We start from the raw sequence: 25,287 nt of genomic DNA, 5'->3' as shown, positions 1-25,287 counted from the left end.
ATGAGCGATGCACTGGATCTCAATCGCTCGTCGAGCGAACCGGACGAGACCGCGCGTGCGTTGCCGGTTGGCAGCGCGGGCGAGCGATCGAGCGGCTGGTGGGGCTGCTTCACGCTGATCACGACCGAAGGCGCGCTGTTCGGCTATCTGATCTTCTCGTATCTGTATCTGGCCTCTCAAAGCCAGCAGCATTGGCCGCCGGAAGGATTGCCGAAGCTCGGGCTCGGCAGCGCGAATACGGTCATTCTGCTATCGAGCAGCGTGTTCGTCTGGTTCTGCGAGCGCTGCGTGCGTCGGCGCCGGCTGCGGCTCGGTGTCGCGTCGATGGCGGTGGGCATCGTGCTGGGCTGCATCTTCATGGGCATTCAGTTGCGCGAATGGCACAACCACCCGTATGGCCTGACCTCGCATCTCTATGGTTCGCTGTACTTCACGATTACAGGCTTTCACATGGCGCACGTACTGGTCGGGATCGTCGTGCTGACGCTGCTGGCGATCTGGACCGCGCTCGGCTATTTCGACGACAAGCGCTGCGCGGCGCTGTCGATCGGTGGGCTGTATTGGCACTTCGTCGATGTCGTCTGGCTGTTCATTTTCAGCACGCTGTATCTGACGCCGTATCTGTTCCGGGAGTGGTCATGACGACCGCGCCCAGAGACTCGCACATCTCGATGCCCTACGTGCTGATCGGTCTGCTCGCGGCGCCGTTCGCGTGGCTGTTGCAGATGATGCTCGCGGAAGCCCTCGCGGCGCAGGCCTGCTATCCGTACAACCATCCGCTCGGCGCGCCGCTCGTGTCGTGGATGCGTCCGGCGCTCGTCGCGCTCGGCGCCGTGTGTCTGATCGCGGGCGCGTTCGGCACGTGGGTCGCGTGGCGCAATCTGCGCCGCGTCGCGCCACTGAAGTTCGGTGCGCTGAACGGCGAGCGCCGCACGCGTGCCGAACTCGACTGGTTTCTGACGCACGTCGCGGTGATGTGCAGCACGCTGTTTCTGTTCGCATTGATCGCAACGGATGCCGCGGTCGCGATCGTGTCGCCGTGCAGGTGGTGGTGATGAAGCGCGACGTTCTCAACGCGGTCAGGTTCGCCATCGCGGCCGCATCCGCGCTGACGATAGCTGCGACCGCAAACGCCGCCAGCGCCTCCACCGACGCCGCGCAGATCGCGCGCGGCGCGTATCTCGCCAAAGCCGCCGATTGCGCCGGTTGCCACACCGCTGCGCCGCGCGTGCCGCATCCGGGTGCGGCGCCTGAAGCAACGCCGCCGTTTGCCGGCGGCCTCGGCATGGGATCGCCATTCGGCACGATCTATACGTCGAACATCACGCCGGATCCGCAATACGGCATCGGCCGTTATAGCTATGACGACTTCGCACGCGCGTTGCGCGAGGGCATCGCGCCCGGGGGCAAGCGGCTTTATCCGGCGATGCCGTACCCGTCGTTCGCGAAGATCACCGACGACGACATGCACGCGCTCTACGCATACTTCATGCACGGTGTGCAACCGGTCCCGGTGCCTGCCCCGCAAACGCGCTTGCCGTTTCCATTCAATCAGCGCTGGGTATTGATGTTCTGGGACTGGGCATTCGCGCCGAAGAGCCAGTTCAAAGCCGATGCGAAACGCGATGCGCAATGGAATCGCGGCGCGTATCTGGTGCAATCGCTCGGCCATTGCGGCGCCTGCCACACGCCGCGCGGACCGGCGTACGAAGAGTGCGGCTATGACGAGTCGGCATCGGCCTATCTTACGGGAGGCACCAACGATCACTGGTTCGCGCCGAACCTGAGCGCCGACCCGGGCTCGGGGCTCGGCCGCAGTTCCGCGACCGACATCGTCGACTTCCTTCGAAACGGCCACGGCGGCGGACTCGTCCCGTTCGGCAGCATGGTGCAGGTCGTCGAAGACAGCACGCAGTACCTGAACAACGACGATCTCACGGCGATCGCCGCGTATTTGAAGAGCCTGCCGCCGCGCGCGCCAAGCGGCTATTTCAACGCCCGCTCCGCCGCCGCGCGGCAAACCGTACAGGCGCTGAAAACCGGGGATGTGGAAATACCCGGCGCGGGCATTTACGCATCATATTGCGCGCGCTGTCATCAGATGGATGGGTCGGGGGTGCCGCAAAAGTATCCGCGCCTCGCGGGCAACCCCGCGGTGTTGTCGGCGTCGAGCGCGTCATTGGTGCGGTTGCTGGTCGAAGGCGGGGGCAGTCCGCATACCGAGTCGGGACCGGAGCCGCGCAAGATGCCGTCTTTCGCCGGCAAGCTGACGGACACCGAAATGGCGCGCGTGCTTACGTTTGTTCGGACCGCATGGGGAAATGCGGCCGGACCGGTCACGCGAAACGATGTGTCGAGCGTGCGCGGCGCATTGCGCAAGTAAATGCCAACGCGCCTCGTCATGCGGTGTTCTCGTTGCCGTCGCAGTGACCATTGGCGGCGCTGAACAGCGTCTTCAGCTTCGCATTGACCGCGATCAACTCCCCTACTGGTGCCGCCGCGAGTTGCTGATCGAAGAGCGTGAGAACCTGACCGAGTAGGGCGTAGGCGTCAGGATCGACCACAAAGATGCCCGTTTCGAGTCCCGCCTGCCGGCAGCGCAAAATCACGCCCTCCGCGTCGCGAAACAGCTCGGGTACGGCCGAACCATAGCCGCGCTGATTCAGCAGCATCGCCATGTAAATGGCCTGCGCCATGCTGCCGACGTGATATTGATTGGCGACGCCGCTGCGTAATGCCTCGAGCGTCATGTGATAGTCGAGCGAAATTTCGCCTGCTTTGGCAGGTACGATCGGGCGCAGCATAGCCTTCGGGCGCGTGCGCGGCGGCTTCGCAGGTGCAGCGCGAGTAGGGCTCGCTTTTCTGGTCATAAGCTCACTGAGGCGGCCGGCTCGCGCCGGCCGCTACACCATCACGGAACCTGACAACGTCCATTACGGAAAACGGCTGCGCCGCGCGCGTCGCGGCGCTGTTCCCGTTAGCCCATATGCAGACCGCCGTTCAGCGAGAAATCCGCCCCGGTCGCAAAGCCCGCTTGATCCGACGCGATCCACGCGACGATCGACGCAATCTCGTCCGGCGTGCCGAGGCGCCGTACCGGAATTGTCGCGACGATTTTTTCCAGTACTTCCGGACGGATGGCCTTGACCATGTCGGTGCCGATGTAGCCCGGCGACACGGTGTTGACCGTCACGCCCTTGGTCGCCACTTCCTGCGCAAGTGACATCGTAAAGCCATGAATGCCGGCCTTTGCGGTCGAATAATTGGTCTGGCCGAACTGGCCTTTCTGGCCGTTGACCGACGAGATGTTGATGATGCGCCCAAAGCCTCGGTCGACCATGCCCTCGATGACCTGTTTGGTCACGTTGAACAGGCTCGTGAGATTGGTGTCGATCACCGCTTGCCAGTCTTCGAACGTCATCTTGCGGAACACGCCGTCGCGCGTGATGCCCGCGTTGTTGACGAGCACGTCGACTTCACCGACTTCTTTCCTGACCTTCTCGAACGCTTTCGCGGTGGATTCCCAATCCCCGACGTTTCCTTCCGATGCGACGAAGTTATAGCCGAGCGCTTTCTGATCTTCCAGCCATCGGGCTTTGCGCGCCGAGTTCGGGCCGCAGCCCGCGATGACGGTGTAGTTCTCTTTGTGCAAGCGCTGGCAAATGGCGGTTCCGATACCGCCCATGCCGCCGGTTACGTATGCAACACGGTTTGCCATAAGTCCTCCTTCTTGTTTGGAGTGAGTTGAGCAAGTCTGATTGGAGGATGGACCTATTATTGGCAGCGGCCAACGACCGGGACGATGGGCATTTTCACCTACGGGTTAACTGCCAAATCACGGGGTGGAATCGTTGCTTGACGGGGCAATGAATTACGTCGATTGCGGGTTGCATGCTTTGCGGACTCCGGGGTCGCTCGATACTGCCGGCCGCCCTCCCGTCCTTGCCTGCGCGTCGTCTTCCTCTTACCCTTAGCGTTAGCCTTAAGTACCTGCCCCGGACACCGTGCGGCAGACTGCCTGCACGGTCGTCGATCCGGGGCGCGAAGCCGTCCCTCGCTGCTGCGTCCATTCGTGTGATCATCAGAGGCACATCAGGATGACTGACTATCTTGCTGACATCGATCCCGACAGATTGAACATCCTTGGGATCTTCGGACTGTTGATTGGCGGCCTCGCACTGTTTCTTCTCGGTCTGGAGTTCTTGACCGGCGGCCTGAAGGCGATCGCGGGATCGAAACTGCAGTCGCTTATCGGCGTGCTGACGGCAAGCCGTTTTCGCGGCGTGGTGGCGGGCGCCGTCGTGACCGCGCTGCTGAATTCGTCGACCATCACGACGGTGCTGATGGTCGGTTTCGTGTCCGCCGGCCTGATGACGTTGACTCAGGCGGTGCCGATGATCATGGGCGCGAACATCGGCTCGACCATCACCGCGCAGATCATCGCCTTCGACGTTTCGCGTCTGACGCCGTACATGCTGTCGATCGGCTTCGTGCTGCACGCGTTTGCCCCGCGCGAACTGCTGCGGCAGATCGGCCGCGTCGTAATGGGGCTAGGACTGCTGTTCATGGGCATCCAGCTGATGGGCGAGTCCACGCATCCGCTGCGCACCTATCAGCCGTTCATCGACGCGATGCAGGACATGCGCAATCCGTTCGTCGGCGTCATCGTGGGGGCGGTCTTCACTGCGATCGTGCAAAGCTCGGCGGCGACGCTCGCGGTCGTGATTGCGTTGAGCGGCCAGGGCTTGATGCCGCTCGAAGCCGGCATCACGCTGATTCTCGGCGCGAATGTCGGGACCTGCGGCACGGCACTGCTCGCCTCGATCGGCAAGCCACCGGAAGCGTTGCAGGTCGGCGTCGTGCATCTGATCTTCAATGTGCTCGGCGTCGTGATTGCGCTCTTCCTGATTCCGCAGATGGCGGAGGTCGTGCGCTGGATATCGCCGTCGCATCCGGAACTGCAAGGGCTTGCACGCCTCGCGGCCGAGGCGCCGCGTCAGGTAGCCAATGTGCATACGCTGTTCAGCGTGGCGAACACGCTGCTGCTGATCTGGTTTGCCGGTCCGATCGCGCGGCTCGCGCAACGGGTCGTGCCGAAGCGCGCGAAGGCCGCCAAACCCGCGGGTGATCCGCAGTATCTCGACGAGACGTCGCTGGCGGTGCCGGCGCTTGCACTGCAACGCGTGCGTATCGAGCTGACCCGGCTCGGCGCGCAGGTGCTCGACGTTGTGCAACGCGGCTCGCAGATGGTGTCGACCGGCACGATGGAAGAGATCAATCAGATGCTCGAGCAGGACAAGGAAAGCGACCGGCTGGCCTTCGAGATTCTTCAATATATCGGCCGCCTGTCGCAGCGGCAGCACTCGGAGGAAGAAGGTCAGCAGGTGGTCGGCTACACGCAGGTCACGAGTCATCTGGAGAGCATCAGCGGCATTGTCGGCACGACGCTGATGACGGTCGGACAACAACGAATGACGCAGCAGATCGATCTGCTGCGTCTGCGCGATGCGGCGACCACGCAGTTTTCCGAGGCGGTGATCCGCAATCTCGAGCAGGCGATCCGCACGATCGAGACGCGCGATCCGGAAGAAGTCGCGAAAGTCATCGACGCGAAGGCGGGCATCGACAAGCTCGCTGCGACCGCGCGTCAGGTCGTGCTCGCGAAGCTTCAGCTGGCGGACAAGGCGGACGTGGTCACGTTCCGGATCGCCATGGATCTGATCGAGCAGGGCCGGCAGATCGCGCAGTTTGCGCGGGCCATTGCGAAAAATGTGGCGGCGCTTCAAGAGCTGCAATAACGCGCGACGCATGGTTGGAGACCGATAATATATTCGCGCAAAGTGATCGCCAGCACACGGACATTGGGCTTGTACGAGGCCTAAACTTGTGGCGTGTCATCCTCGTGACACGCTTTCAAAGAGAGTGGGATTGCCCGCCTTTGCTGTGCGGGCTTTTTTCGCCTCGTGCGTGTTGTGGTATCAGTAGTCAAGGCGCGGCGGTGAAGTCGATCGTGCGACGACCCACAGTAGCTCGCACAATAAGCAACGCCTGAAGCGATTTAACACACGCCGCATCCATAATTTGATAGCCTTTGTCGCAGCAGAGCATTGAACTCAAGGAGGGCTTCACCATGATAAGGTGGCTTGCTAACTGGGCTTCACAACATGCTCCTACTCCCGAGAAACAGGCCGAACGCGCGCTGAACAACTTGCGCATGGAACTGTTTCAGGCCGAACAGCTCGTGCTCGACGCACAGCTGCGTGCCGATTACTATCGGGCTCGCCTGACCTTCCTCGAAGAAGTCACGAGAAAGGGAATCGAACAGGTATCGGACGAACGCAAGGCTCCTCTGGAGTCTCCCCAGCCGTTGCGGCCGGGACTCAAGCTCACCGCGGCGCAATAGCCGCGCGTATTCCATCGCAATGTGTTCCGTCACCCGCGTTTCGATACGTGGGCGGACGGCAATCGTGCTGTCGCCGGCGCGTGCAAGGCGCGCTCTCGACAGTGGATTGTGCGAGCATTGATTGCCGAGCGGAGAAGTTTCCGGTTGCCCGGTTTCGTGCTTCGACCGGGCAACCTGGACTGAGTGTTTGATTTTTACTGCATGATTTTTACTGCGCGACTTCCGCTGCGCTTCGCTCACTGCGAGACGCCTGCTTCGTCCTGCTTAACTTGCCAGATCGGGCGGCAGCTTGCCGCCGTTTGCCGCGAGCGCCTGCATCACCTGCTTGTGCAGCCAGATGTTCATGCTTGCGGAGTCGTTCATGTCCCCGCTGTACTTCAATTCCTGCGCAAGTTGCTTGCGGTGTTCGAGACTGCTGTCGACGCCGAGTGCCTTCATCGTATCGACAATCGACGTACGCCAGTTCAACGTCTGTCCGATTTCGCTGACGAGTTGATCCATCACGGCAGCCACGTCGACGTCGGTCAGCGGCGCGGGCGCGGCGGGAGCGCTGGGCGTCGCGGCTTGCGCGGCGGCCGGGTCGGGGGTGGGTTCCGTCGCGGGGGGAGGTTGGTCCGGTTTCGCTTTGCCGAACAGCTTGTGCACGATGTCACCAAAAATACTCATTTCCGGAATCTCCGCGGTTGAATGACGAATGCGAGTGGGGGCGCTCGCAGGACATACCCCCACTATGCTACGCGATCTACCACGGTGAAAAACGTAATATTTTGTCAACCCGTCGATTGCTCGTATGGGTCCGCGCGCAATGATCCTGACACGACTCGGCCCGCGTCACGTCAACATATGACGCCGTGCGTGGCCCGATCCGAGCCCCAGGTCAGCCTTCACATCGGCGCCACCACGCCGTTCTTTTCGACCACGACGCGTTGCGCAACATAAGTCCCCTGCGACGCGGGCGTAGCGACAATGAACGCCTTCTTGCCCGGCGTAAGGTCGCTGCGCTTCGCGGGCGTTAACGTGACGATGGGCACGTTGGGTGGCACCGTCACCACACTGCTGCCGCCCTTGTACGCCAGCTTCAGATCCCGGACCTGTCCGCGTTCAATGCTGCCGGCGGCAAGCTGATCCTGTGGCACGGCTGAGCTGACCAGCACATCTCGCCGCTGTTCACGATGCAGTACTACGAAGCGATGCAGAACACGATGGGCACGTCGACCGTCGACCAGTTCGCGCGTCTGTATCGGGTGCCGGGCGTCGGTCACTGTGGAGGTGGCCAAGGCAACCCGAATATCGACCTCGTGTCGAAGATCGCCAACTGGGTCGAAGAAGCCAAGGTGCCGACTTCCGTGATGACGTATCAGACCGGTTCGTCGAACAACGTGACGGCCTCGCGTCCGGTCTATCCGTACCCGGCGCCGGGTGTCGCGGCACCCTGAGCCGGGTAGCGCACAACGGTAATTGAGTACCAACCGGTCTCGCGAGGCCGGCTCTTTTTTCACGGGGCTAATCCGCTACCAGCGCGGCGCATCCACGCTGATCGGAAAAGCGGGGCGTCTCACTGCCGTTCTATGCGAGTTCATTCCCGCTTCATCTGTTCTGTTTATCAGGGTGTGCATCAGCAGGCGTTCGAAAAGCCCGCTTCGAAGGGCCGTGACTCTGGCTTGAATGCTTGTCCAGCAGGGCCTTGCGGGAATCGGACGGGCTTCGCCGATGCTATGCGGAACGCTGAGGATGCGGATACTCGCATCGACCCTATGGTTAACCCGCGCTTTGGCCCGCGAAGGACGAAACGTACCTTCACGCCAGTTATTCGAGTAAGCCGTGGAGGGGCACATCGCCACGATGGTTACGGAGTCGACGTACGTTGCGAAGCTACCCGCTTCGAGCGCGCGATGAGACCAATGAAGGAGACAGGAGAGTGTTGATGACGATTACTACCAGCGGCAACAGGATTGATATCAAGAAGTTCATCGACGAACGGTCGATTTCGCCCTACCAGTGGCTATTGGTCGTGCTGTGTTTTCTGATCGTGACCGCCGACGGCATGGACGTCGCGATCATGGGTTTCGTCGCGCCTTCCATCATTCATGACTGGGCGATTTCGCGCCCCGAATTCGGGCTCGTGATGAGCGCGGCGCCGATCGGTCTCGTGATTGGCGCATTGTTCGCGGGTCCGGCATCGGACCGCATCGGCCGCAAGTGGGTGCTGATTACGTCGGTGTTTCTGTTCGGCGTGTTCACGATCGCGACTGCGTTCACGCAATCGCCGTTTTCGATGGCAGCATTGCGCCTGCTCAGCGGTGTCGGCCTCGGCGCCGCGATGCCGAACTCGACGACGCTGCTGTCCGAATACGCACCGCAACGCAAGCGCGCGCTGCTGATCACCGTGATGTTCACGGGCTTCAATCTCGGCTCGGCATTGATCGGCTTCGCGGCCGGCTGGCTGATTCCGGTTCACGGCTGGCGCGCGGTGCTGATTTTCGGCGGCGCACTGCCGCTCGTGCTGATCCCGTTCCAGATCTGGCTGCTGCCTGAGTCGGCCCGTCTGCTCGCGGTGCGCGGCGCGCCCGCGCAGCGCATCGGCAAAGTGCTCGGCCGGGTGTGCGGCGCGCACTTCGCGGGCAATGAAGTGTTCGTGTCGAACGAACCGCCGCTGCCGACGCGCAAGCCGATCGGCGTGCTGTTCTCGCAAGGCTATGGCTCGATGACGATCGCGCTGTGGGTCACGTATTTCATGGGTCTGCTCGTGATCTATCTGCTGACCGGCTGGCTGCCGACGCTGATGAAGGATGCGGGTCTGTCCGTCACGACCGCGGCCAACGTCACGGCGATGTTCCAGATCGGCGGCACGATCGGCGCGATCCTCGTCGGCTGGCTCATGGACAAGGCGCGTCCGGCGCCCGTGATCAGCGCCGCGTATATCGGCGGCGCACTGTGCGTGCTCGGGCTCGGCTACATCGGTGCGCTGTCTTCGTCGCTCGCATTGCTGGTGTTTGCCGCGGGCTTCTGCATCAGCGGCGCGCAAACCGGTCTGAACGCATTTGCACCCGGCCGCTACCCGACCGTTGCGCGTGCGACTGGTGTGAGCTGGATGCTCGGCATGGGCCGCTTCGGCAGTATCTTCGGCTCGGCGATCGGCGGCGCGCTGCTCGGCTTCGGCTGGCAGTTCGGCGCGATCCTCGCGATGCTCGCGATCCCCGCCACACTCGCCGCTATCGCCATCCTGGCGAGCCAGCGGGTGGACGGCGCCGAAACGGTGGCGCAGCCGAATATCGCGCATTGAGGCGTGAGGCAACGCGGCGCGCGTGCGTTTCGCGGGCGCCGCTGGATAAATTCATCTACGGAGGAATCACGGTGATCATCGACATTCACGGACACTACACCACCGCGCCGAAAGCGTTGGAGACGTGGCGTAGCCGCCAGATAGCAGGCATCAAGAGTCCTTCCGGGATGCCGCAGGTGTCGGAATTGCAGATCAGCGACGACGAGCTGCGCGAGTCGATCGAAAACAACCAGTTGAAACTGATGCGCGAGCGCGGCCTCGATCTGACGATCTTCAGTCCGCGCGCGAGCTTCATGGCACACCACATCGGCGACTTCGAAATCTCGAGCACGTGGGCCGCGATCTGCAACGAACTGTGCTATCGCGTGAGCCGGCTGTTTCCCGAGAACTTCGTGCCGGCCGCGATGCTGCCGCAAAGTCCGGGTGTCGATCCGGCCACCTGTATTCCTGAACTCGTCAAATGCGTCGAGCAGTACGGCAATGTCGCGATCAACCTGAACCCCGATCCGTCGGGCGGCCACTGGACCAGCCCGCCGTTGTCGGACCGTTCCTGGTACCCGATCTACGAGAAGATGGTCGAGTACGACATTCCCGCGATGATTCACGTGAGCACGAGCTGCAACGCGTGCTTCCACACCACCGGGTCGCACTACCTGAATGCGGATACCACCGCGTTCATGCAATGCCTGACCTCGGACCTGTTTCGCGATTTCCCGACGCTGCGTTTCGTGATTCCGCACGGCGGCGGTGCGGTGCCGTATCACTGGGGTCGTTTCCGCGGCCTCGCGCAGGAACTGAAAAAGCCCTTGCTGAAAGACCATCTGCTGAACAACGTGTTCTTCGACACCTGTGTCTATCATCAGCCGGGTATCGACCTGCTCACGCGCGTGATTCCCGTGGACAACATCCTTTTCGCGAGCGAAATGATCGGCGCGGTGCGCGGCGTCGATCCGGAAACCGGTCACTATTTCGACGACACGAAGCGCTACGTCGAAGCCGCGGATATGAATCTGGAGCAGCGCTACAAGATCTACGAAGGTAACGCGCGGCGCGTCTATCCGCGTCTCGACGCCTTGCTGAAAACGAAGGGGCTGTGATCATGTATAAAATCGGAGTCGTCTATCGCAACATCCAGCGCGCGGATGCGGACGTGGCAGCGAAACTCGGCGCGCTCGGTTCGGCCACCGTGCATGAAGCCATGGGCCGCACGGGCCTGCTCCAACCGTATATGCGCCCGATCTATACCGGCGCGCGCGCGAGCGGCACGGCCGTCACGGTGCTGCTGCAACCGGGCGATAACTGGATGCTGCACGTCGCGGCCGAACAGATCCAGCCGGGCGACGTCGTCGTCGCGGGCGTCACCGCAGAGAGCACCGACGGTTACTTCGGCGATCTGCTGGCCACTAGCTTCAAGGCGCGCGGCGCGCATGCGTTGATCATCGACGCCGGCGTGCGCGACGTCAGCGTGCTGACCGAAATGAACTTCCCGGTCTGGAGCAAGGCGATCTCCGCGAAAGGCACGGTCAAGGCGACGCTCGGCTCGGTGAACATTCCGGTCGTGTGCGCGGGCGCACTGGTCACACCGGGCGACGTCGTCGTTGCCGATGACGACGGCGTGGTCGTGGTGCCGGCGGCCGCCGCGCGAGCCGTGCTCGACAAGGCTGCGGCGCGCGAGGCCAATGAAGCCGAGAAGCGCGCGAAACTCGCCGCTGGGGTGCTCGGTCTCGACATGTACAACATGCGCGGGCCGCTCGAGCAGGCCGGACTGCGTTACAAGGACTGACAGGCGTGGTCGCAATGATCAACGATCAAGCCATGCGCGCGCCGATCACGGGCATTTCGTCGATGGCCACGCGCCAGGTGCTGGCCGAACTCGCCGCGTTCTACGAGCGGCGCACGGGGCAGGGCGTCGTCGTCGAATCGGTCGGCGGCGTCGAAGCGGCGCGCCGGGTCGAGGATGGCGAAGTCTTCGACATCGTCGTGCTTGCCGCCGACGCGATCGAGCGGCTCGTGGTGACGGGTTGTGTCGATGCGGCGAGCCGCGTCGGGCTAGCGCGCTCGGGCATCGCGGTCGCGGTCGCGGCCGGAACAACGCACCCGGACATCGCGTCCGAAGCAGCGCTGCGCGACGCGATTCTCGGTGCGCGCAGCATTGGTTACTCGACGGGGCCGAGCGGCACGCATCTGCTGAAGCTGTTCGAATGCTGGGGCATTGCCGGGCAGATCGCTTCGCGTATCGTGAAGGCGCCGCCAGGTGTGCCGGTCGGCACGCTCGTCGCGCGCGGAGAAGTCGCACTCGGCTTCCAGCAGATGAGCGAATTGATTCACGTTGCGGGCATCGACGTGCTCGGCGAGCTTCCGGCCGCCATCCAGTCCACCACGACCTTCACCGCCGCGATCTGCACGGTGGCGCGCCAGCGTGAAGCAGCGCAGGCGTTGTTGGCGTTTCTGGCCTCGCGCGAGGTCGACGGCGCGAAGCTGGAAAACGGCATGTCGCCGGCTTGATGGCGGGCGGCGCTCGCCGCCCAGGCTTGTGTCCTTCCCTTTTCCGCCTCCATCTCTTTGCGCGAGCGCATGCTCGGCTTCGAAACGCTGAAAGTGCTGATCGGCACGCCCGCTCGGATGGCGGAGGCAAAACGCTACGAATGAAAGCGGATTCAAGCCAGCAGTTTGCCCCACTCGTAATCGATACGGTCCGGCGTGAAGGGCAGCACGCCCGCGCCGGGCGTAAATGTAAGTTCGCCGAAATAAACGAGGTCGTCCGGCGCATACAGGTCGACGCGCACATAGTCGAAGTCTTCGCACAGACGGGCCGCGACATCGAGCACGGCCTGTAGATGCGGCGGGCGCGGAGCGGGCAACGCGCTGCGCTTGTAGTCGCCGATTGCGATATCGAGGTGATTCCAGTCGGCGTCGTACACGTCGCCGTGCGTCGCGTTGCCGAATCGATCCGATATCACGAGGATATAGATGATCGGCCCGCCAGGACGGCCGCCAAAGCAGTGCATTTTGAAATCCGCCGGAATCTGGCCGCGCCGATCGAGCAGCAGTTGCTCGAAGAAAACGCGCGGCTCGATCGTCCGATAGTGCCGCTCACGCCCAACATAATAGAAGTCGGCGCGCAACCATTGGTCGGCGAGCTTCTTCAGCTTCTCGAACGAGGTCTCTGATTTGTTTCTCACCACTTCGACGTAGCTGCTGCCGTGATTGGCTTTCATTACGAAAGCATCCGGCAGTGCGTCGAACACTTCGGGCGTGAATGCATCGGGCACTGCGATCAGCGGTATCAAATGCTTGTCGCCGATTTTCCGGGCAATATATTCCCGCACCAGAAGCTTGTCGGTCAGGTCGATATAGCGCGGATCAGGATGAAGATTGCGCTGCAGGATCTTCTCATTGAACGTCACCGGCCGAATCAGGTTCGGATAGCGGCCAATGCACTTGTGATGTAACAGGCTTAGGAAAAGGGCGTCCGGCAATAGCGTTTTCGCCGCTTCCTTGATTTTTCTCGCGGTAGATGGCGATTGCCCGTGCGCCGCATGCGCACCGCTGTGCGAGCCCGGCTGCCCGCAGGGCGCGGCCAGAGCACTGTCACCGGACTGTAGGGAGGCCATGTTTTCCGGCGCGACGGCCGCGTCCTGCGCGGCCAGTTCGGCGGATTTGATGATCGTCATGTTCTAATCCCTTTGCGGTCGAGTCGACGAGTCGTCCTCGGAGTAACGGGAATTGAAATCAAAGCGTCAGCGGCGCTTGCCGCAACATCTCGGTCGCGGCACTCCAGCTTTCCTCCGGCGTCAGCCAACGTTCCTCCGAATCCACATGCTGTTGCGCGCGGAATTGCGTCGGCGACATGCCATAGCGCTCCTTGAATAGCCGCCCAAGCCGATTACCGTCGCCCATTCCGCAGCGGCGCGCAATTTTGTCGACCGGCAGATCGGTGTTCTTCAGCATCGAGCGAACGATCTCGAAGCGTGTGCGCAGCAGATACTCGAGCGGCGTCATGCCGAACTCGCATTTGAAGCGGCGCTGGAAATTGCGCTTGCTCATCGCCACCGATTCGGCCGCCTGCGCAACCGAAATGGCCTTGCTGTAGTTTTCCTTGATCCAGCGCGCCGATTCGCGAATCTTCTCCGTCGTCGTCGTGATGTTGCCGTCGTCGAGCTCGGAGCGGCTTTTCTCGGCGTAGCCGTTTTGCAGAATGCGGCCGATCTTGCGGGCAGTGTCGGTATTGATGTCGCGTTCGATCTGCGCGAGCGCGAGATCGGTCGGCGTCACGTTGCTTTGCGTGCGCGCGGCGTCACCGCTGTCGTCGAACAGAAAAATCGGCACGATCGATTGCAGCGGATCGTTGCAGACGACCGCGAGATTCGCACCCTGTTGCATGCCGAAAGATGCAATCGATCCTTGCAGCGAGATCCACGACAGAAAGCGGTCGTTGGATTCCGCGACTTCGGTGACGTCGCGGCAGGCCACGAAGAACGCGTGGAAATCAGCGAGGCAGTAGCGCTCGAGGCCTTGCGTCCAGATCGATATGCCGGAGGAACTGGTCACCAGACCGCCGCCGTCGGATACCACGGTAAATCGGTATGGCGCCTCTTCGCCAGCCGTTCTCTTGAACTCATTGGCAAGCCGGAACGCGTCGCCGATCGCGCCGGTACTTGCCATCGAACAATCCTGAAAGACGAATAGACCAATGTGCTTCATCACGCGAGCTTCTCCAGTCAGGAAAATCTACGCATTGAGATTAGCGCATCGATTTGGGCGAGACGAGCTTGGCCGGCATGCGTGGGTGTTTTGGCGTAATCGTCAGGATTCAAGAAATTCTTACCTCGCTATTCGCGGAAATGCGTGCTACTAATTAACGTTGCACGGAATTTTTTTCCCCATCAATTAGCGCGATTCTTGCAAGCGAAACGCCGGGGCATCGGCGGAATGCGCCGAGTGGCTTGGATTCGGCGCGATTTGCGGGATAAGAACTGCATTCTTTGCACTTGCGCCGTGCAATTGGCGTTCTGTCGCGATGTACGACGCCTGTCGTATAACTCTGTTACAGCAATTGCAGATCGCAACAAGCCCTTCTGGCTTCTGTTTCATTTGTAAAAGGCTCCGCATTATCGGCCAATAGCACCCTACTTTGGGCCGCCGGCGAATGCCTCGATCCTTTGCGGACTATGCTTCACCGCAACATCGAGAGAGAAATTGTCAATCGCGGATTACGTGAATGGCGGGCTTCGCATTCCCTGATTCGTGAGAAGAACAATCGGCAATGCCGCGGTGGATAAGCAATAGGTGTGTAGCCTTCCGTGGTTCGAGAGGTCCCGAACGCGGCTCCCCGACCTAACCCGACACAGCACGTCGCTTCGCCGTGCTGCCAGCCAATCGAGGGTCTGTCCGGCCGGCGGCATAAAGAGCGACGTGGCGACGCAAAGCGATCGCCGATCGTTTTGTTTCATCAACCTGCAAGGATCAGACCGGTGGATTACTATCCGCAAAACTCGCTCTATCCCGCTGTTGATACCGAGCGTAGACAACTCAGTGCCAGCGGGATGCTCACGCTAATGCGCGACCACATCTGGGAGATCGTGGTGACGACGGTCGTCGTCCTCACGCTCGCGGTCGCGTATCTTCTGATTGCCACGCCTATCTATTCCGCTGACGTAATCGTTCGCGTGGACCCACCCGAGCCAAATGCCCTCGGACTCGCGTTGCAGAACCAGGAACTGTTGCCGCCACCGACGCCGTCGTCGGTAACCGAAATGGCGGTCATGGAAAGCCGTTCAGTTTTGCAGCCGGTGATCGACCAGTTCCGTTTCGACATTTCGGTGAAGCCGCACAAGCTTCCCGTGCTCGGCGACATCGCCGAAAAATTCGCTACACCGGGACAGCCCGCGGCGCCGTGGCTCGGGCTGAAATCGTTTGCATGGGGCGGCGAGCGCGTGCAGATCGCCGCGCTCGACGTGCCGCGCGAACTCGAGGAAGAGAAGCTGACCTTGACCGCGCTCGACAATGGCGCCTTCGAATTGCACGGCCCGTCCGGCGAGTTGCTGGCGAGAGGCACGGTTGGCATGCCGCTCACGCAGAACGGCGTGTCGATGCTCGTGAAGGAACTCGCTGCGCGGCCGGGCACGAAGTTCGAGGTGATCCGCTGGAATGAGCTCGATGCCATCAAGCGCTTCACCAATCTCGTCAAGATTGGCGACAAGGTGAAAGACTCCGGGCTGCTGCAAATCCAGTACCGCGACAAGAGTCCGGACAAAGCCGCGGCCGTCGCCAATGCATTGGGAGAGCAATACCTCGCATCCGCGGTGGCGAGCCGGCAATCGAACGACACGCAGACGCTCGCGTTTATTAACGGCGAACTCCCGCGTCTACTCGCCGATCTGCGAAAAGCCGAGCAAGCGCTGAAGAACTTTCGCTCGAGCTCGCAATCGATGCAGCCGACCAACGAGGCGCAGGCCTATTTGCAGGGCGGCCTCGATCTCGACAAGCAGATCGCGGCGCTGCAATTGCAGCGCACGCAAATGCTCGAGCGCTATACGGAACAGAGCCGCTGGGTGCAGAACGTCGACGAGCAACTGGCGCAATTGAAAGAAGCGAAAGCGAAATTCTCCGACCATTTCAACGGCATGCCCGCGTCGGAACGCGAGAGCGTCGATCTGATCCGCGCGCAGAAGGTCGCGGAAACGGTGTATCTCGGCATGGTGCAGAAGGCCGAGCAATTGCAGGTGCGCCGCGCCAGCACGACGGGCGGCGCGCATATTCTCGATCGCGCGATGAGACCGCATATGCCGGTCATGCCACAGCCGATTCTCGTGCTCGGCGGCGGATTGGTGCTTGGTATCCTGTCCGGCGTCGTGTTGGTCTTCATGCGCCGCCACGTGATGATCGGCGTGACCGATCCGCGCTACGTCGAGCGCCAGATGAGCGTGCCGGTGTTTGGCGAGGTTCTGTTCAGCCATCAGCAACTGCTGCTCGACCGCGATGCGACCGCGGGGCGCAAATCGCTGCCGGCAGCAGCCGGGCGCGCCCATCCGCCGATGCAGAAGAGTCTGCACGAAATTCAGTTCGATTCCGGCGTCCAGAACAGGATTCTCGCCGCGCGCTTTCCGCACGACACGTCGGTCGAAGCGCTGCGCAGCGTACGGACCGCCGTCACGCGCGATCTCGCGCATGCACGCAACAACATCGTGATGATCATCGGGCCCACGCCATCGGCCGGCAAGAGCTTCGTCGCCGCGAATCTGGCGATCCTGCACGCTGAAATCGGCTCACGGGTGGTGCTGATCGATGCCGACATGCGACGCGGTCATCTCGCCTCGCTATTCAACGAGAGCAATCGTGGAGGCCTTTCCGAAGTACTGTCCGAACGCCTGCCGCTCCGCAATGCGCTGCGCTCGACCCGCATCGACGGATTGACGTTCCTGTCATGCGGCGTGCGCCCGGAGAACCCCGCCGCGCTGCTGATGAGGCCGCGCCTGAAGGATGTACTCGAGCGGCTGTCGAGCCAGTTCGATCTGGTGATCATCGATACGCCGCCTTTCCTCGCGGTGACCGACGCCTCGATCGTCGCGAACGAGGCGGGCGCGTCTCTGCTCGTGCTGCGCTCGGGCATGCAAAGCGAGGAGGAGATCGCTGACACGATCAGAAAGGTGGAACGCGCGGAAGGGCGCATCGCGGGCGCGGTGTTCAACGGCATTCCGCTGCGTCGAAGCACGAAGAACTATGGCTACGAAACGAACTATGCCAGCGATTTCGGCGAAAACGACGTCGGACAGCAAGCGCCGCGAGGCGCCTGAGCGTGTGGAGACCCCAACGCGGTAAAGCGCGTTCGCGATGGCGTAAAACGGAGAACCAGATGGCCTTTGCAATCAACGGAAAATTTACTTCGCAGTCCATCACGGGTGTTCAACGCGTTGCGTATGAGCTGACGCGGGCCATGCAGATGCGCGCCGCGCCCGGTGACGAACCGGAAGTGTTCGTGCCGCAAAACGCCGTCGAGCCGGGGGCGCTGCTCAAACGGCAACGGCGCCTACCGTGGCTGCGCGGCACGTTGTGGGAGCAAATCACGCTACCGATCGCGGCACGCGGCGTCACGCTGCTGAGTCTGTGCAATACGAGTCCACTGTTCAAGCAGGGTCAGGTCGTGATGGTTTACGACATGGCCGTCTATGACGTTCCGCAAGGCTTCTCGAAGAAATTCCGGCTCTGGTATCGCATCTGTTTCGCGCTATTGCCGCGCACGCATCCGATCGTTCTGACGGTGTCGACGTTTTCGAAAATGCGTATCTGTCATCATCTGAAGATCGACGAATCGCGTGTGAAAGTGGTGGCGCCCGGCGCGGATCACCTCGACCGGATCGTTGCCGACCCCTCGGTGCTGCAACGGCTCGAATTGAACAGGGACGCTTATTGCGTGATCGTCGGCAGTCTCGACCCGCGCAAGAATCTGCGCGGCGTGCTCGATGCGATCGTGCGGCTTGGGCATCTGGGCGACGTTAAATTCGTCATTGTGGGAAAAAAGAATCCGCGCATCTTCAGCAGCACTGGCGTGGAGCACCCAGTGCATTCGCGGCAGGTCGTGTGGGCAGGGTTCGTGTCGGACGCGGAGCTGAAGGCTCTGTACGAGAGCGCTGGATGCCTGGTGTTTCCGTCGTTGTACGAAGGTTTCGGCCTGCCGCCTCTGGAAGCGATGTATTGCGGCTGTCCGGTGATCGCGTCCGCGCGCACGTCGATACCGGAAGCCTGCGGGGACGCCGCGATGTACTGCGACGCGACGTCCGCGGACGACATCGCCGCAAAAATCGCGCAGATGATGAGCGACGCCGATCTTCGCCAACGTTACCGCGGCGCGGGGCTGCTGCATGCGCGCGAGTTTCGCTGGGAGTGTGCGGCGCAAAAGGTGCTCGAAATCCTCGATGTCAAGACGGGCGAGCGGCTGGCCGAACTGACGCCGCGCGCGTCGGCGAACTAGGCACGAACATGGATCGCATGAAGACCCGTGCTGGCAGAAGACGTGCATTGCGCACACTCGCCGCGTTGGCGGCGGGTGCTGCCGCGCCGTTGTCGAATATCAGGCCCGCTGTCGCATTGGTACGGGACGCACCGACCGCCAACGCGCGCGCTCGCATGATCACCGATCTGATCGGCACGAACGGCTGGGCCGGATCGGCCGCCGACATCGAGATGTGGCGAGCGATGGGCATCAGTTGGGGGCGCGACACGGTCGGCCCCGGTCAGCCTCATGGGCCCGGCGAGGCAATGCGCATCGACAAAACGGGCTCGGCGTTCCAAAGCGATCTGCCGTCGGTGTTGTTGCGGAATGAGCGCAATGGAATCGGTTCGCTGCTGCTGCTCGGCTATACGCCGAGATGGAATGCGAGTGTGCCGGGTGACAGCAATTCGGCACCGGTCGATGTGGACGCGTGGAAGCGGTATGTCGACGCGGTGGTCCGCAAGTATTCAGCGCCGCCTTATAACCTGCGCTATTTCCAGATCTGGAACGAGGCGGCCGGCAAGTTGTCCGGCGGCTTGCCGCAGTCCGTGTTCTGGCATGGCCCGGAGTTCAGCAAGGACGAAAAACGCTCGAAACCGTACGAACGCGCGATGCAGGATTACGTCGAGCGGATTCATATTCCGGCGGCCCGCATCATTCGCAGTTATCGCGCGTATGTGGTGTATGGCGGCTGGCCGGACCAGGGCGGACTCGATAATTTTCACCGCTGGCTCGAATATCGCAGTCCGGTATTGAAAGAGCGCATGCTCGATTGGGTCGACTACATCGACACGCACTATTTGCCTGTTGCCGATATGGAATCGCTGTACCAGCGATATGTGAAGAGCGGTCCCGCGCGCGGCATCTGGCAAACGGAGATCGGCAACGAGTACATGAAAGACCCGCACTATTTGCCGCGTTATTTCTTTGATTTCGCGGTGTGGGCGCTCGGCAGGAATTGGGACGACCCGGACAAGTACCTGTCGATGATCTATCACTGGGACGGCTATGAACCGTTTCGTCTCACCCATCCCGGTCCGCCTGAGCGAACCTACAACGTTTCCGGTCGAAGCTTGATCGTGTTGCGTCAAACCGCGGGTGGGCATCTGGCGAGTTTCTCGAAGCCGCTGCAGTGCGGTCCGGGGGGGGCTGCGAACGCCTTGCTTTCCGGCGGCGACCTCGTGATGCAGGTGAGCAGCAGCGCCGGCTGGCAGAACATTTCCATCGGCGGGCTGCAGGCGCTGCGCTCACGCGCGGTACAGGCCGATTTCATCGATGCACTGAGCGGCGAGGCGAGCACATCGGGCAATTTGGCATTGAGTTGGGACAACGATTTGATGAACGTGCGATTCAAGGTACCCGACCAGGTGAACGGCGCCGGTAATAATCCGCCCAAACATCTGGCTTATCTCGTGGTACGTGGTGTGACGCAGGCAGTGGCATAGCGATATTTCGCGAGCATGACGACCGCCGGGAGCCGGCGGATCGAACTTGACGGGTAGCGTTGACACATGATGAAACAGGTCACCATTGCGATTTGCAATTACAACTACGAGCGCTATCTGGCCGCGGCGATCGACTCGGCGCTCGCGCAGGATTATCCGGCGACCACGGTCATGGTCGTCGACGATGGCTCGACCGACGGTTCGCGCGAAATCATCGCAAGCTATGGCGATCGCGTGCTGTTGCTGTGCAAGAAAAATGGCGGACAGGTATCCGCCTACAACTATGCAATCGCGTCGCTCACTACGGAGTATGTGATCTTTCTCGATTCCGACGACGTGCTGTACCCCTCCGCGGTCACCGAAGTGATGCGCTTTTTCGAGGACGCCGAGTGGGCCAAGGTGCAATTCCGGCTCGACGTGATGGACAACGAAGGTGCATTGACGGGGGCCTACGTGCCGCATAGCGAGCCGCCACACGACTGTGGCAGGCTGTTGCGCGGCGGTTGGCTTTATCCGTCGCCGCCCGCCTCCGGCAATGCGTACCGGGTGAGTGCGCTCAAGCAGATCTTCCCCGTCCCCGAAGAGGGCGTGAATCGCTATGGCGCGGACTTTTATGCAATCTATGGCGTTGCGCTGGCTGGACCGATCGCAACCGTGTCGAAGTCGCTAGGCGGCTACCGAGTGCATAACGCGGGCAGTAAAACCGTGTCGTTCGCGAACTCGGAAGAACTGACCAAAGCGCCGCGCGCGTTCAACATGCGATGGGCCATCTTGCGCAACATTGCCAACGTCCGGCTCGACATCGAACTACCGGCGACGTTTCTCGACTTCTCGCATGAGAAAGCGACGTTCTGCTCTTCCGTTTATCGCGCAACGCTTTTCAGGCGTTGGCATTGGATGCTGCTCGAATCGCGCAACTATCTGCATACGATCATCGCGAATCCGTTCTGGAGCCCGAAAAAGAAGCTCGGCACGCTCGTCCTGTCGAGTCTATGTCTCGTGCCTTACTCGCCGCTGTCGGATTTCGCGGTGCGTTATATCGCGAACCCGCTTGCGCGCCGTCGCGTCGCAGGACGCTGAGGCGAAGGAGGACGGCATGGATAGACGAACGAGCGCCAACCTGATCGTATTTGTTTACGCCGGCTATTTCATGAGGTACGTCTACCTCATGATCGTCGTGCCGTTCTATGGCCGAGTGCTCGGCGTGGCCGAATACGGCCGGGTACTCGCGTCGATGTCGCTGATGAACGTGATATGGATGCTCGTCGGCTTCGGCTTTACCTTCGTCGGCATGCGCGAGGTGGCGAAAGCGCAGTCGACCCAGGAATGCAATGCAATCTATTCGCTGCATGTCAGCGCACGCCTGACCCTCGCCGTGATCGGCGCGGGCATCGGCATCATCGCGACGTTCTGTTCACCGTTATTGTCGGAGCGGCCGCTGATCGGCCTGCTCGCGACCTTGCTAGGTATCGTGTCGGCATGCAATCTCGGCTGGCTGTTTCAGGGGCGGCAACAGATTCGTACGCCGATCATGATCGAGGTGTTCGGCTTCGCGCTGAGTCTCGTGCTGGTGCTGACTCTCGTCAAAGGACCGAACGATGCCGTATGGGTGGTGGCGAGTCTGCTGATTGCGGGTATCGCGTCCTTGATCATTGCTTACGGTTTGACGACGTGGCAACTCGGCTGGCCGCGACTGGCGTTTGCCGGCGTCCTGCCGCTCGTGCGCAGGTCGACGATGCTGTTCTGCTATTCGTCCGGCTCCGTCGTGCTGACGGCGTCGTCGACGTATTTGCTGACCTTGTTCTCGACGCCCGCGGAGGTCGGCTATTTCGGCGCGGCCGAGCGTTTCGCGGCGATCGGACTCAGCCTGATGGCCCCCGCGGCGCAAGTCTTTATTCCGACGATAACCCGGCAACTCGCGCAGGGCGACAAGGCGGGCGCGCATGTCACGACGCGGCGCGGCGCCATCTTGCTGCTCGGCTATGGCGCGCTCGTGCTGTGCGGCGCGTTGACGCTGTCGCCTTTCGTGTTGCCGCTGATTCTCGGCGCCGCGTTCGAGCCGAGTGTGCGCGTGTTGCAGGTATTTGCATGGATGTTCCCGTTCGCGGCTTTCAATGAGTTCGTCGCGTTCTATGTATTCGTGCCGCGCAGGAAAGACCGGGTGCTCGCAATTGCCGGCGTGGCCTCGGCGCTGGTCAATCTCGCAGCGGCGCTCGTTCTCGCGCCGCGTTTCGGCGCGATTGGCATGGCCTCTGCTCGGGTGATCGGCGAAGCGGCGCTGTCGGTGACGCTGCTCAGCGTGTTGATTCGCCTCGAACTGGTCGGGCTGTTGCCCGGCGCCGAGCGGGCGCTCGAGCGGGTGCGCGTGGTGTGCGGGCTTCGTACGCAGGCGGGCGGCGCAAAGGACGATTGAAGTGGCGCGTGGGTGTGTGGGAGTTTGCGTGGATTGTCACAGGAGGTCGAAGTGAAAGTCGCTATTGTTCACGATTGGCTGGTAGTGTCCGGCGGCGCCGAGAAAGTATTGAAGAACATCATCGAGTGCTTCCCGGATGCGGACGTCTTTTCGATTGTCGATTTTCTCGAAGACCGCGATTGCGTGAAGGGGAAGTCCGTCAACACGTCATTCATCCAGAAGATGCCGTTTGCGCGAAGACGATACCGCGCCTATCTACCATTGATGCCGATTGCGATCGAGCAGGTGGATCTGTCCGGCTACGATCTCGTCATTTCGAGCTCGCACGCGGTCGCGAAAGGCGTGTTGACCGGGCCGAACCAGGTGCATATCAGCTACATTCATTCGCCGATCCGCTATGCGTGGGATCTGCAACATCAGTACCTGCGTGAATCCCATCTCGACACAGGGCTGCGCTCCGCGTTGGCGCGCGTGCTGCTTCATTACATTCGAGGCTGGGATTCGCGCTCCGCGAACGGCGTCGATCATCTCGTCGCGAATTCTCAGTTCATTGCGCGGCGTATCAGAAAGGCCTATCAGCGCGAAGCGACCGTGATCTATCCGCCGGTCGATCTGGTGAACATGCCTATTGGTACGGAGAAAGAGGATTTCTACGTGACGGCGTCGCGGATGGTGCCTTATAAGCGTATCGATCTGATCGTTCAGGCCTTTTCGCAATCGCCTGAACGCAAGCTGGTAGTGATCGGCGACGGTCCCGAGATGAAGAAGATCAAATCGGTGGCCGGCGACAACGTCCAGATTCTCGGGCATCAGCCGTCCGATGTGCTGGTCGATCATTTGCGGCGCGCGCGCGCGTTCGTGTTCGCGGCGGAAGAAGACTTCGGCATTTCGGTGGTCGAAGCGCAGGCATGCGGCACGCCGGTGATCGCCTTCGGCCGCGGCGGCGTGCTTGAATCGGTGGTGGGATTGCCGCTCGAGCGACCCACCGGGGTCTTTTTCGGTGAGCAAAGCACCGCGTCGTTGCTCGAAGCCGTTACCCGGTTCGAGAGCAACGCAGCCCTATTCGACGCACGCGTGTGCCGCAAGAATGCCGAGCGGTTTTCGTCGGAGAACTTCAAGAAGGCGCTGATGGGCTTCGTCGACGCGCGGCTCCCGTATGCGTGCGTCGAACAGTTTCTTCCCTATGCGCCGAGTCAGTCGCTGCCGGCCGAAGAACGTCATCTTGCCGACGTTACGCCCTGAGTCGGGCGCTGGGGCACGGGCTGTGCAGCTCGCGTGCCCACGATGCCCGCCTTGCGCGCTCCGCGCGGGCCGGGCCCAAATGCGGTGGCCGCCAGCGGACGCGCGGCTAGCAGCAGCGAGATCACCAGAGAAAGAATCAATACATTCGACGGCGAGACCAGCCGATGCTCGGTTGCCGACATCACCAGCAGGCAAACCGACGAAATCTCGACGAAGCGGAACGCCGCGAACTGGCGGCCGCCCTCTACCAACGCGGCATACGCCGCCCCCTGCTTGCTCCACTCGACCAGTCTCCAGAAGAACGCGAGGATCAGCGTCAAGCCCACTACGCCGAGCTCGGCGAGGATATTCAGATACGAGTTGTGAGCGTGTGAGTCGCTGTGCTCGATCACCACGTCGGACGGCACCGCGAACAGATGGAAGTACGAGGTGAGGCTACCGATGTGGTCGTCGAAGGAGCCGAAGCCGAGACCGACGAGCGGACTTTGCACGAAATACGCGAGCGCTCGCGGCCACAACCACTCGTAGCGAATGTTGAGGTTGTTGACCTTGGCGTCATTGGCGTGAATCGCGAACGTATAGCCCATGTAGTCGACGTTCGGCTGGGTATGGTAGATCGCGATGGCGACCGAGGCGAGCAGCAGCACCGCTATCAGCGTGCCGAGAATCCAGCGCTTGCGGCCAAAGTACAGATAGGGCAGAACGGCCGCCGCGCCAAGCAGCGAGCCGCGGCTGTAGGTCGAAAACAGCATCAGCACATTGCAGGCGAGCAGCGCGATCAGCAGCTTGCTGCGTTTTTGCAGGTAGCACGCTATGCCGAGACAGAACAGCATCGCCAGGAAGCCGCCGGCCGCGTTGCGCGCAATGAAGTAGCTGCCGAAACTGTCGGCCGGATTAACGAAGATGCTCAGCAACCCGTTCGTGGCGATGTAGTAGGCGTACATCGGCAGATTGACGATGACCGCGAAAATGAACAACGCACGCAGTACCTTGTTCAGATCCCAGCGGTGCGCATACACGAAACCGGCAAAAATGGGCGCATAGGAAATGAAAAAATTGCCGTCGCGCCGATAAAAGTCGAAGTCGAGGAACGACTGCGAATCATAGAGTAGCGTCGAGACCGTCGCGAGCACCGTGAAAGCGGTAAGCGGCGCGACGAACGCGGGATAACTGCGGCCGTAAAAGCGCCATGCCAGCAATAGCAACGGGACAAAGCCGATCGCACTGATGGGCACGAAATTCGTGACCGTCAGGAAAAGTGCGAGTAGCGAAATATAGGCCATTGCAACTCCAGAAAAACGAATGGCGCGCCGGTTGGGGTTGTGCCCATGCGCTGGATGATGGCGAGATTGGGAACAGCGGAAAACTCACAGTGTGGCCCGCGCGGGGATAACACCGCTGTTTGTCTTTGACATGAATGCCACGGGACGTTCATTAAACGGTAGCACGTGTCGCTGCTTATTTCCAATCTTGCGCCCTGCAATAGAAGTGCAAGCTCGTTAGCAAGCT

General features: G+C 61.5%; 22 protein-coding genes and 1 pseudogene. 16 read left to right on the top strand and 7 right to left on the bottom strand.

Features of this window, described 5'->3' with window-relative positions; all coding sequences use genetic code 11:
• From HDG39_RS15180 to HDG39_RS15170, 3 genes are read left to right on the top strand one after another with little or no spacing between them, the layout of a single operon-like run.
• Complete coding sequence (locus HDG39_RS15180; RefSeq protein ID WP_018424643.1) at positions 1-642, top strand: cytochrome c oxidase subunit 3; 642 nt, start codon at positions 1-3, stop codon at positions 640-642.
• Positions 639-1,055, top strand: a complete 417-nt coding sequence (locus HDG39_RS15175; protein WP_184006668.1) for a hypothetical protein — start codon at positions 639-641, stop codon at positions 1,053-1,055. Before HDG39_RS15180 ends, HDG39_RS15175 begins: the two co-directional genes overlap by 4 nt.
• Entirely contained in the window at positions 1,055-2,383 is a 1,329-nt protein-coding gene (locus HDG39_RS15170) for a c-type cytochrome (RefSeq protein WP_184006666.1), read from the top strand. The genes HDG39_RS15175 and HDG39_RS15170 overlap by 1 nt, the downstream gene beginning before the upstream one ends.
• A gap of 16 nt (positions 2,384-2,399) precedes the next feature.
• On the opposite strand, the gene HDG39_RS15165 is transcribed toward HDG39_RS15170, so the two are convergent.
• Together HDG39_RS15165 and HDG39_RS15160 are read right to left on the bottom strand one after the other, a co-directional pair.
• Positions 2,400-2,804, bottom strand: a complete 405-nt coding sequence (locus HDG39_RS15165; protein WP_018424646.1) for a hypothetical protein — start codon at positions 2,802-2,804, stop codon at positions 2,400-2,402.
• A gap of 173 nt (positions 2,805-2,977) precedes the next feature.
• On the bottom strand, positions 2,978-3,718 hold the full coding sequence (locus HDG39_RS15160) for a 3-ketoacyl-ACP reductase (RefSeq protein WP_184006664.1): 741 nt from the start codon (positions 3,716-3,718) through the stop codon (positions 2,978-2,980).
• 379 nt (positions 3,719-4,097) lie between these two features.
• On the opposite strand from HDG39_RS15160, the gene HDG39_RS15155 reads away from it, so the two are divergent.
• On the top strand, positions 4,098-5,798 hold the full coding sequence (locus HDG39_RS15155; protein WP_184006662.1) for a Na/Pi cotransporter family protein: 1,701 nt from the start codon (positions 4,098-4,100) through the stop codon (positions 5,796-5,798).
• Positions 5,799-6,130: 332 nt separating this feature from the next.
• Positions 6,131-6,403: a hypothetical protein gene (locus tag HDG39_RS15150; RefSeq protein ID WP_084754487.1), complete on the top strand. Its 273-nt coding sequence runs from the start codon at positions 6,131-6,133 to the stop codon at positions 6,401-6,403.
• A gap of 264 nt (positions 6,404-6,667) precedes the next feature.
• Here the strand turns inward: HDG39_RS15150 and HDG39_RS15145 are convergent, their stop codons facing one another.
• Both HDG39_RS15145 and HDG39_RS15140 read right to left on the bottom strand, forming a co-directional pair.
• A complete protein-coding gene (locus tag HDG39_RS15145) occupies positions 6,668-7,069 on the bottom strand; it encodes a DUF3597 domain-containing protein (protein ID WP_184006660.1) in 402 nt (133 codons plus the stop codon).
• A 218-nt stretch (positions 7,070-7,287) separates the two neighbouring features.
• Positions 7,288-7,491: pseudogene (locus HDG39_RS15140) on the bottom strand (hypothetical protein); the annotation flags it as partial.
• A gap of 84 nt (positions 7,492-7,575) precedes the next feature.
• Here HDG39_RS15140 and HDG39_RS15135 point away from each other — a divergent pair.
• The 5 genes from HDG39_RS15135 to HDG39_RS15115 all read left to right on the top strand — a co-directional run bounded on the left by HDG39_RS15135 (position 7,576) and on the right by HDG39_RS15115 (position 12,191).
• Positions 7,576-7,839, top strand: a complete 264-nt coding sequence (locus HDG39_RS15135; RefSeq protein WP_260327875.1) for a tannase/feruloyl esterase family alpha/beta hydrolase — start codon at positions 7,576-7,578, stop codon at positions 7,837-7,839.
• A 488-nt stretch (positions 7,840-8,327) separates the two neighbouring features.
• Positions 8,328-9,686: an MFS transporter gene (locus HDG39_RS15130; protein WP_184006659.1), complete on the top strand. Its 1,359-nt coding sequence runs from the start codon at positions 8,328-8,330 to the stop codon at positions 9,684-9,686.
• A gap of 71 nt (positions 9,687-9,757) precedes the next feature.
• Positions 9,758-10,783 carry an amidohydrolase family protein gene (locus HDG39_RS15125; protein WP_184006657.1) on the top strand — a complete coding sequence of 342 codons (1,026 nt, stop codon included), beginning with the start codon at positions 9,758-9,760 and terminating at the stop codon, positions 10,781-10,783.
• A 2-nt stretch (positions 10,784-10,785) separates the two neighbouring features.
• Positions 10,786-11,469 (top strand): 4-carboxy-4-hydroxy-2-oxoadipate aldolase/oxaloacetate decarboxylase, encoded by a 684-nt coding sequence (gene ligK, locus HDG39_RS15120; RefSeq protein WP_184006655.1) that lies wholly within the window; start codon positions 10,786-10,788, stop codon positions 11,467-11,469.
• A 14-nt stretch (positions 11,470-11,483) separates the two neighbouring features.
• Positions 11,484-12,191, top strand: a complete 708-nt coding sequence (locus tag HDG39_RS15115; protein ID WP_221305756.1) for a substrate-binding domain-containing protein — start codon at positions 11,484-11,486, stop codon at positions 12,189-12,191.
• Positions 12,192-12,343: 152 nt separating this feature from the next.
• Here the strand turns inward: HDG39_RS15115 and HDG39_RS15110 are convergent, their stop codons facing one another.
• A complete protein-coding gene (locus HDG39_RS15110) occupies positions 12,344-13,360 on the bottom strand; it encodes an ATP-grasp fold amidoligase family protein (protein ID WP_184006651.1) in 1,017 nt (338 codons plus the stop codon).
• A 58-nt stretch (positions 13,361-13,418) separates the two neighbouring features.
• Positions 13,419-14,351: a helix-turn-helix domain-containing protein gene (locus HDG39_RS15105; RefSeq protein WP_184006650.1), complete on the bottom strand. Its 933-nt coding sequence runs from the start codon at positions 14,349-14,351 to the stop codon at positions 13,419-13,421.
• Between the two features lie 809 nt (positions 14,352-15,160).
• Between HDG39_RS15105 and HDG39_RS15100 the strand changes: the two genes are divergently transcribed.
• The 6 genes from HDG39_RS15100 to HDG39_RS15075 all read left to right on the top strand — a co-directional run bounded on the left by HDG39_RS15100 (position 15,161) and on the right by HDG39_RS15075 (position 23,778).
• The gene (locus HDG39_RS15100; RefSeq protein ID WP_184006648.1) at positions 15,161-17,482 is read left to right on the top strand and encodes a polysaccharide biosynthesis tyrosine autokinase; all 2,322 of its coding nucleotides are present in this window, start codon (positions 15,161-15,163) and stop codon (positions 17,480-17,482) included.
• A gap of 59 nt (positions 17,483-17,541) precedes the next feature.
• Complete coding sequence (locus tag HDG39_RS15095) at positions 17,542-18,657, top strand: glycosyltransferase family 4 protein (protein WP_184006646.1); 1,116 nt, start codon at positions 17,542-17,544, stop codon at positions 18,655-18,657.
• A gap of 8 nt (positions 18,658-18,665) precedes the next feature.
• Positions 18,666-20,123 (top strand): hypothetical protein, encoded by a 1,458-nt coding sequence (locus tag HDG39_RS15090; protein WP_184006644.1) that lies wholly within the window; start codon positions 18,666-18,668, stop codon positions 20,121-20,123.
• Positions 20,124-20,192: 69 nt separating this feature from the next.
• The gene (locus tag HDG39_RS15085; protein WP_184006993.1) at positions 20,193-21,203 is read left to right on the top strand and encodes a glycosyltransferase family A protein; all 1,011 of its coding nucleotides are present in this window, start codon (positions 20,193-20,195) and stop codon (positions 21,201-21,203) included.
• Between the two features lie 16 nt (positions 21,204-21,219).
• Positions 21,220-22,536 (top strand): lipopolysaccharide biosynthesis protein, encoded by a 1,317-nt coding sequence (locus HDG39_RS15080; protein ID WP_184006642.1) that lies wholly within the window; start codon positions 21,220-21,222, stop codon positions 22,534-22,536.
• Positions 22,537-22,587: 51 nt separating this feature from the next.
• On the top strand, positions 22,588-23,778 hold the full coding sequence (locus HDG39_RS15075) for a glycosyltransferase family 4 protein (RefSeq protein WP_018424664.1): 1,191 nt from the start codon (positions 22,588-22,590) through the stop codon (positions 23,776-23,778).
• Here HDG39_RS15075 and HDG39_RS15070 read toward each other — a convergent pair.
• The gene (locus tag HDG39_RS15070) at positions 23,754-25,061 is read right to left on the bottom strand and encodes an O-antigen ligase family protein (protein ID WP_184006640.1); all 1,308 of its coding nucleotides are present in this window, start codon (positions 25,059-25,061) and stop codon (positions 23,754-23,756) included. The two genes, HDG39_RS15075 and HDG39_RS15070, sit on opposite strands and share 25 nt — an antisense overlap.
• Positions 25,062-25,287: the final 226 nt, after the last annotated feature.

The organism is Paraburkholderia lebeckiae, assembly GCF_014201005.1.
In the GTDB taxonomy this organism is placed as follows: Bacteria; Pseudomonadota; Gammaproteobacteria; order Burkholderiales; family Burkholderiaceae; genus Paraburkholderia; species Paraburkholderia tuberum.
Note: the sequence above shows the minus strand (reverse complement) of the source record. Positions and strands in the feature narration are given on the sequence as shown.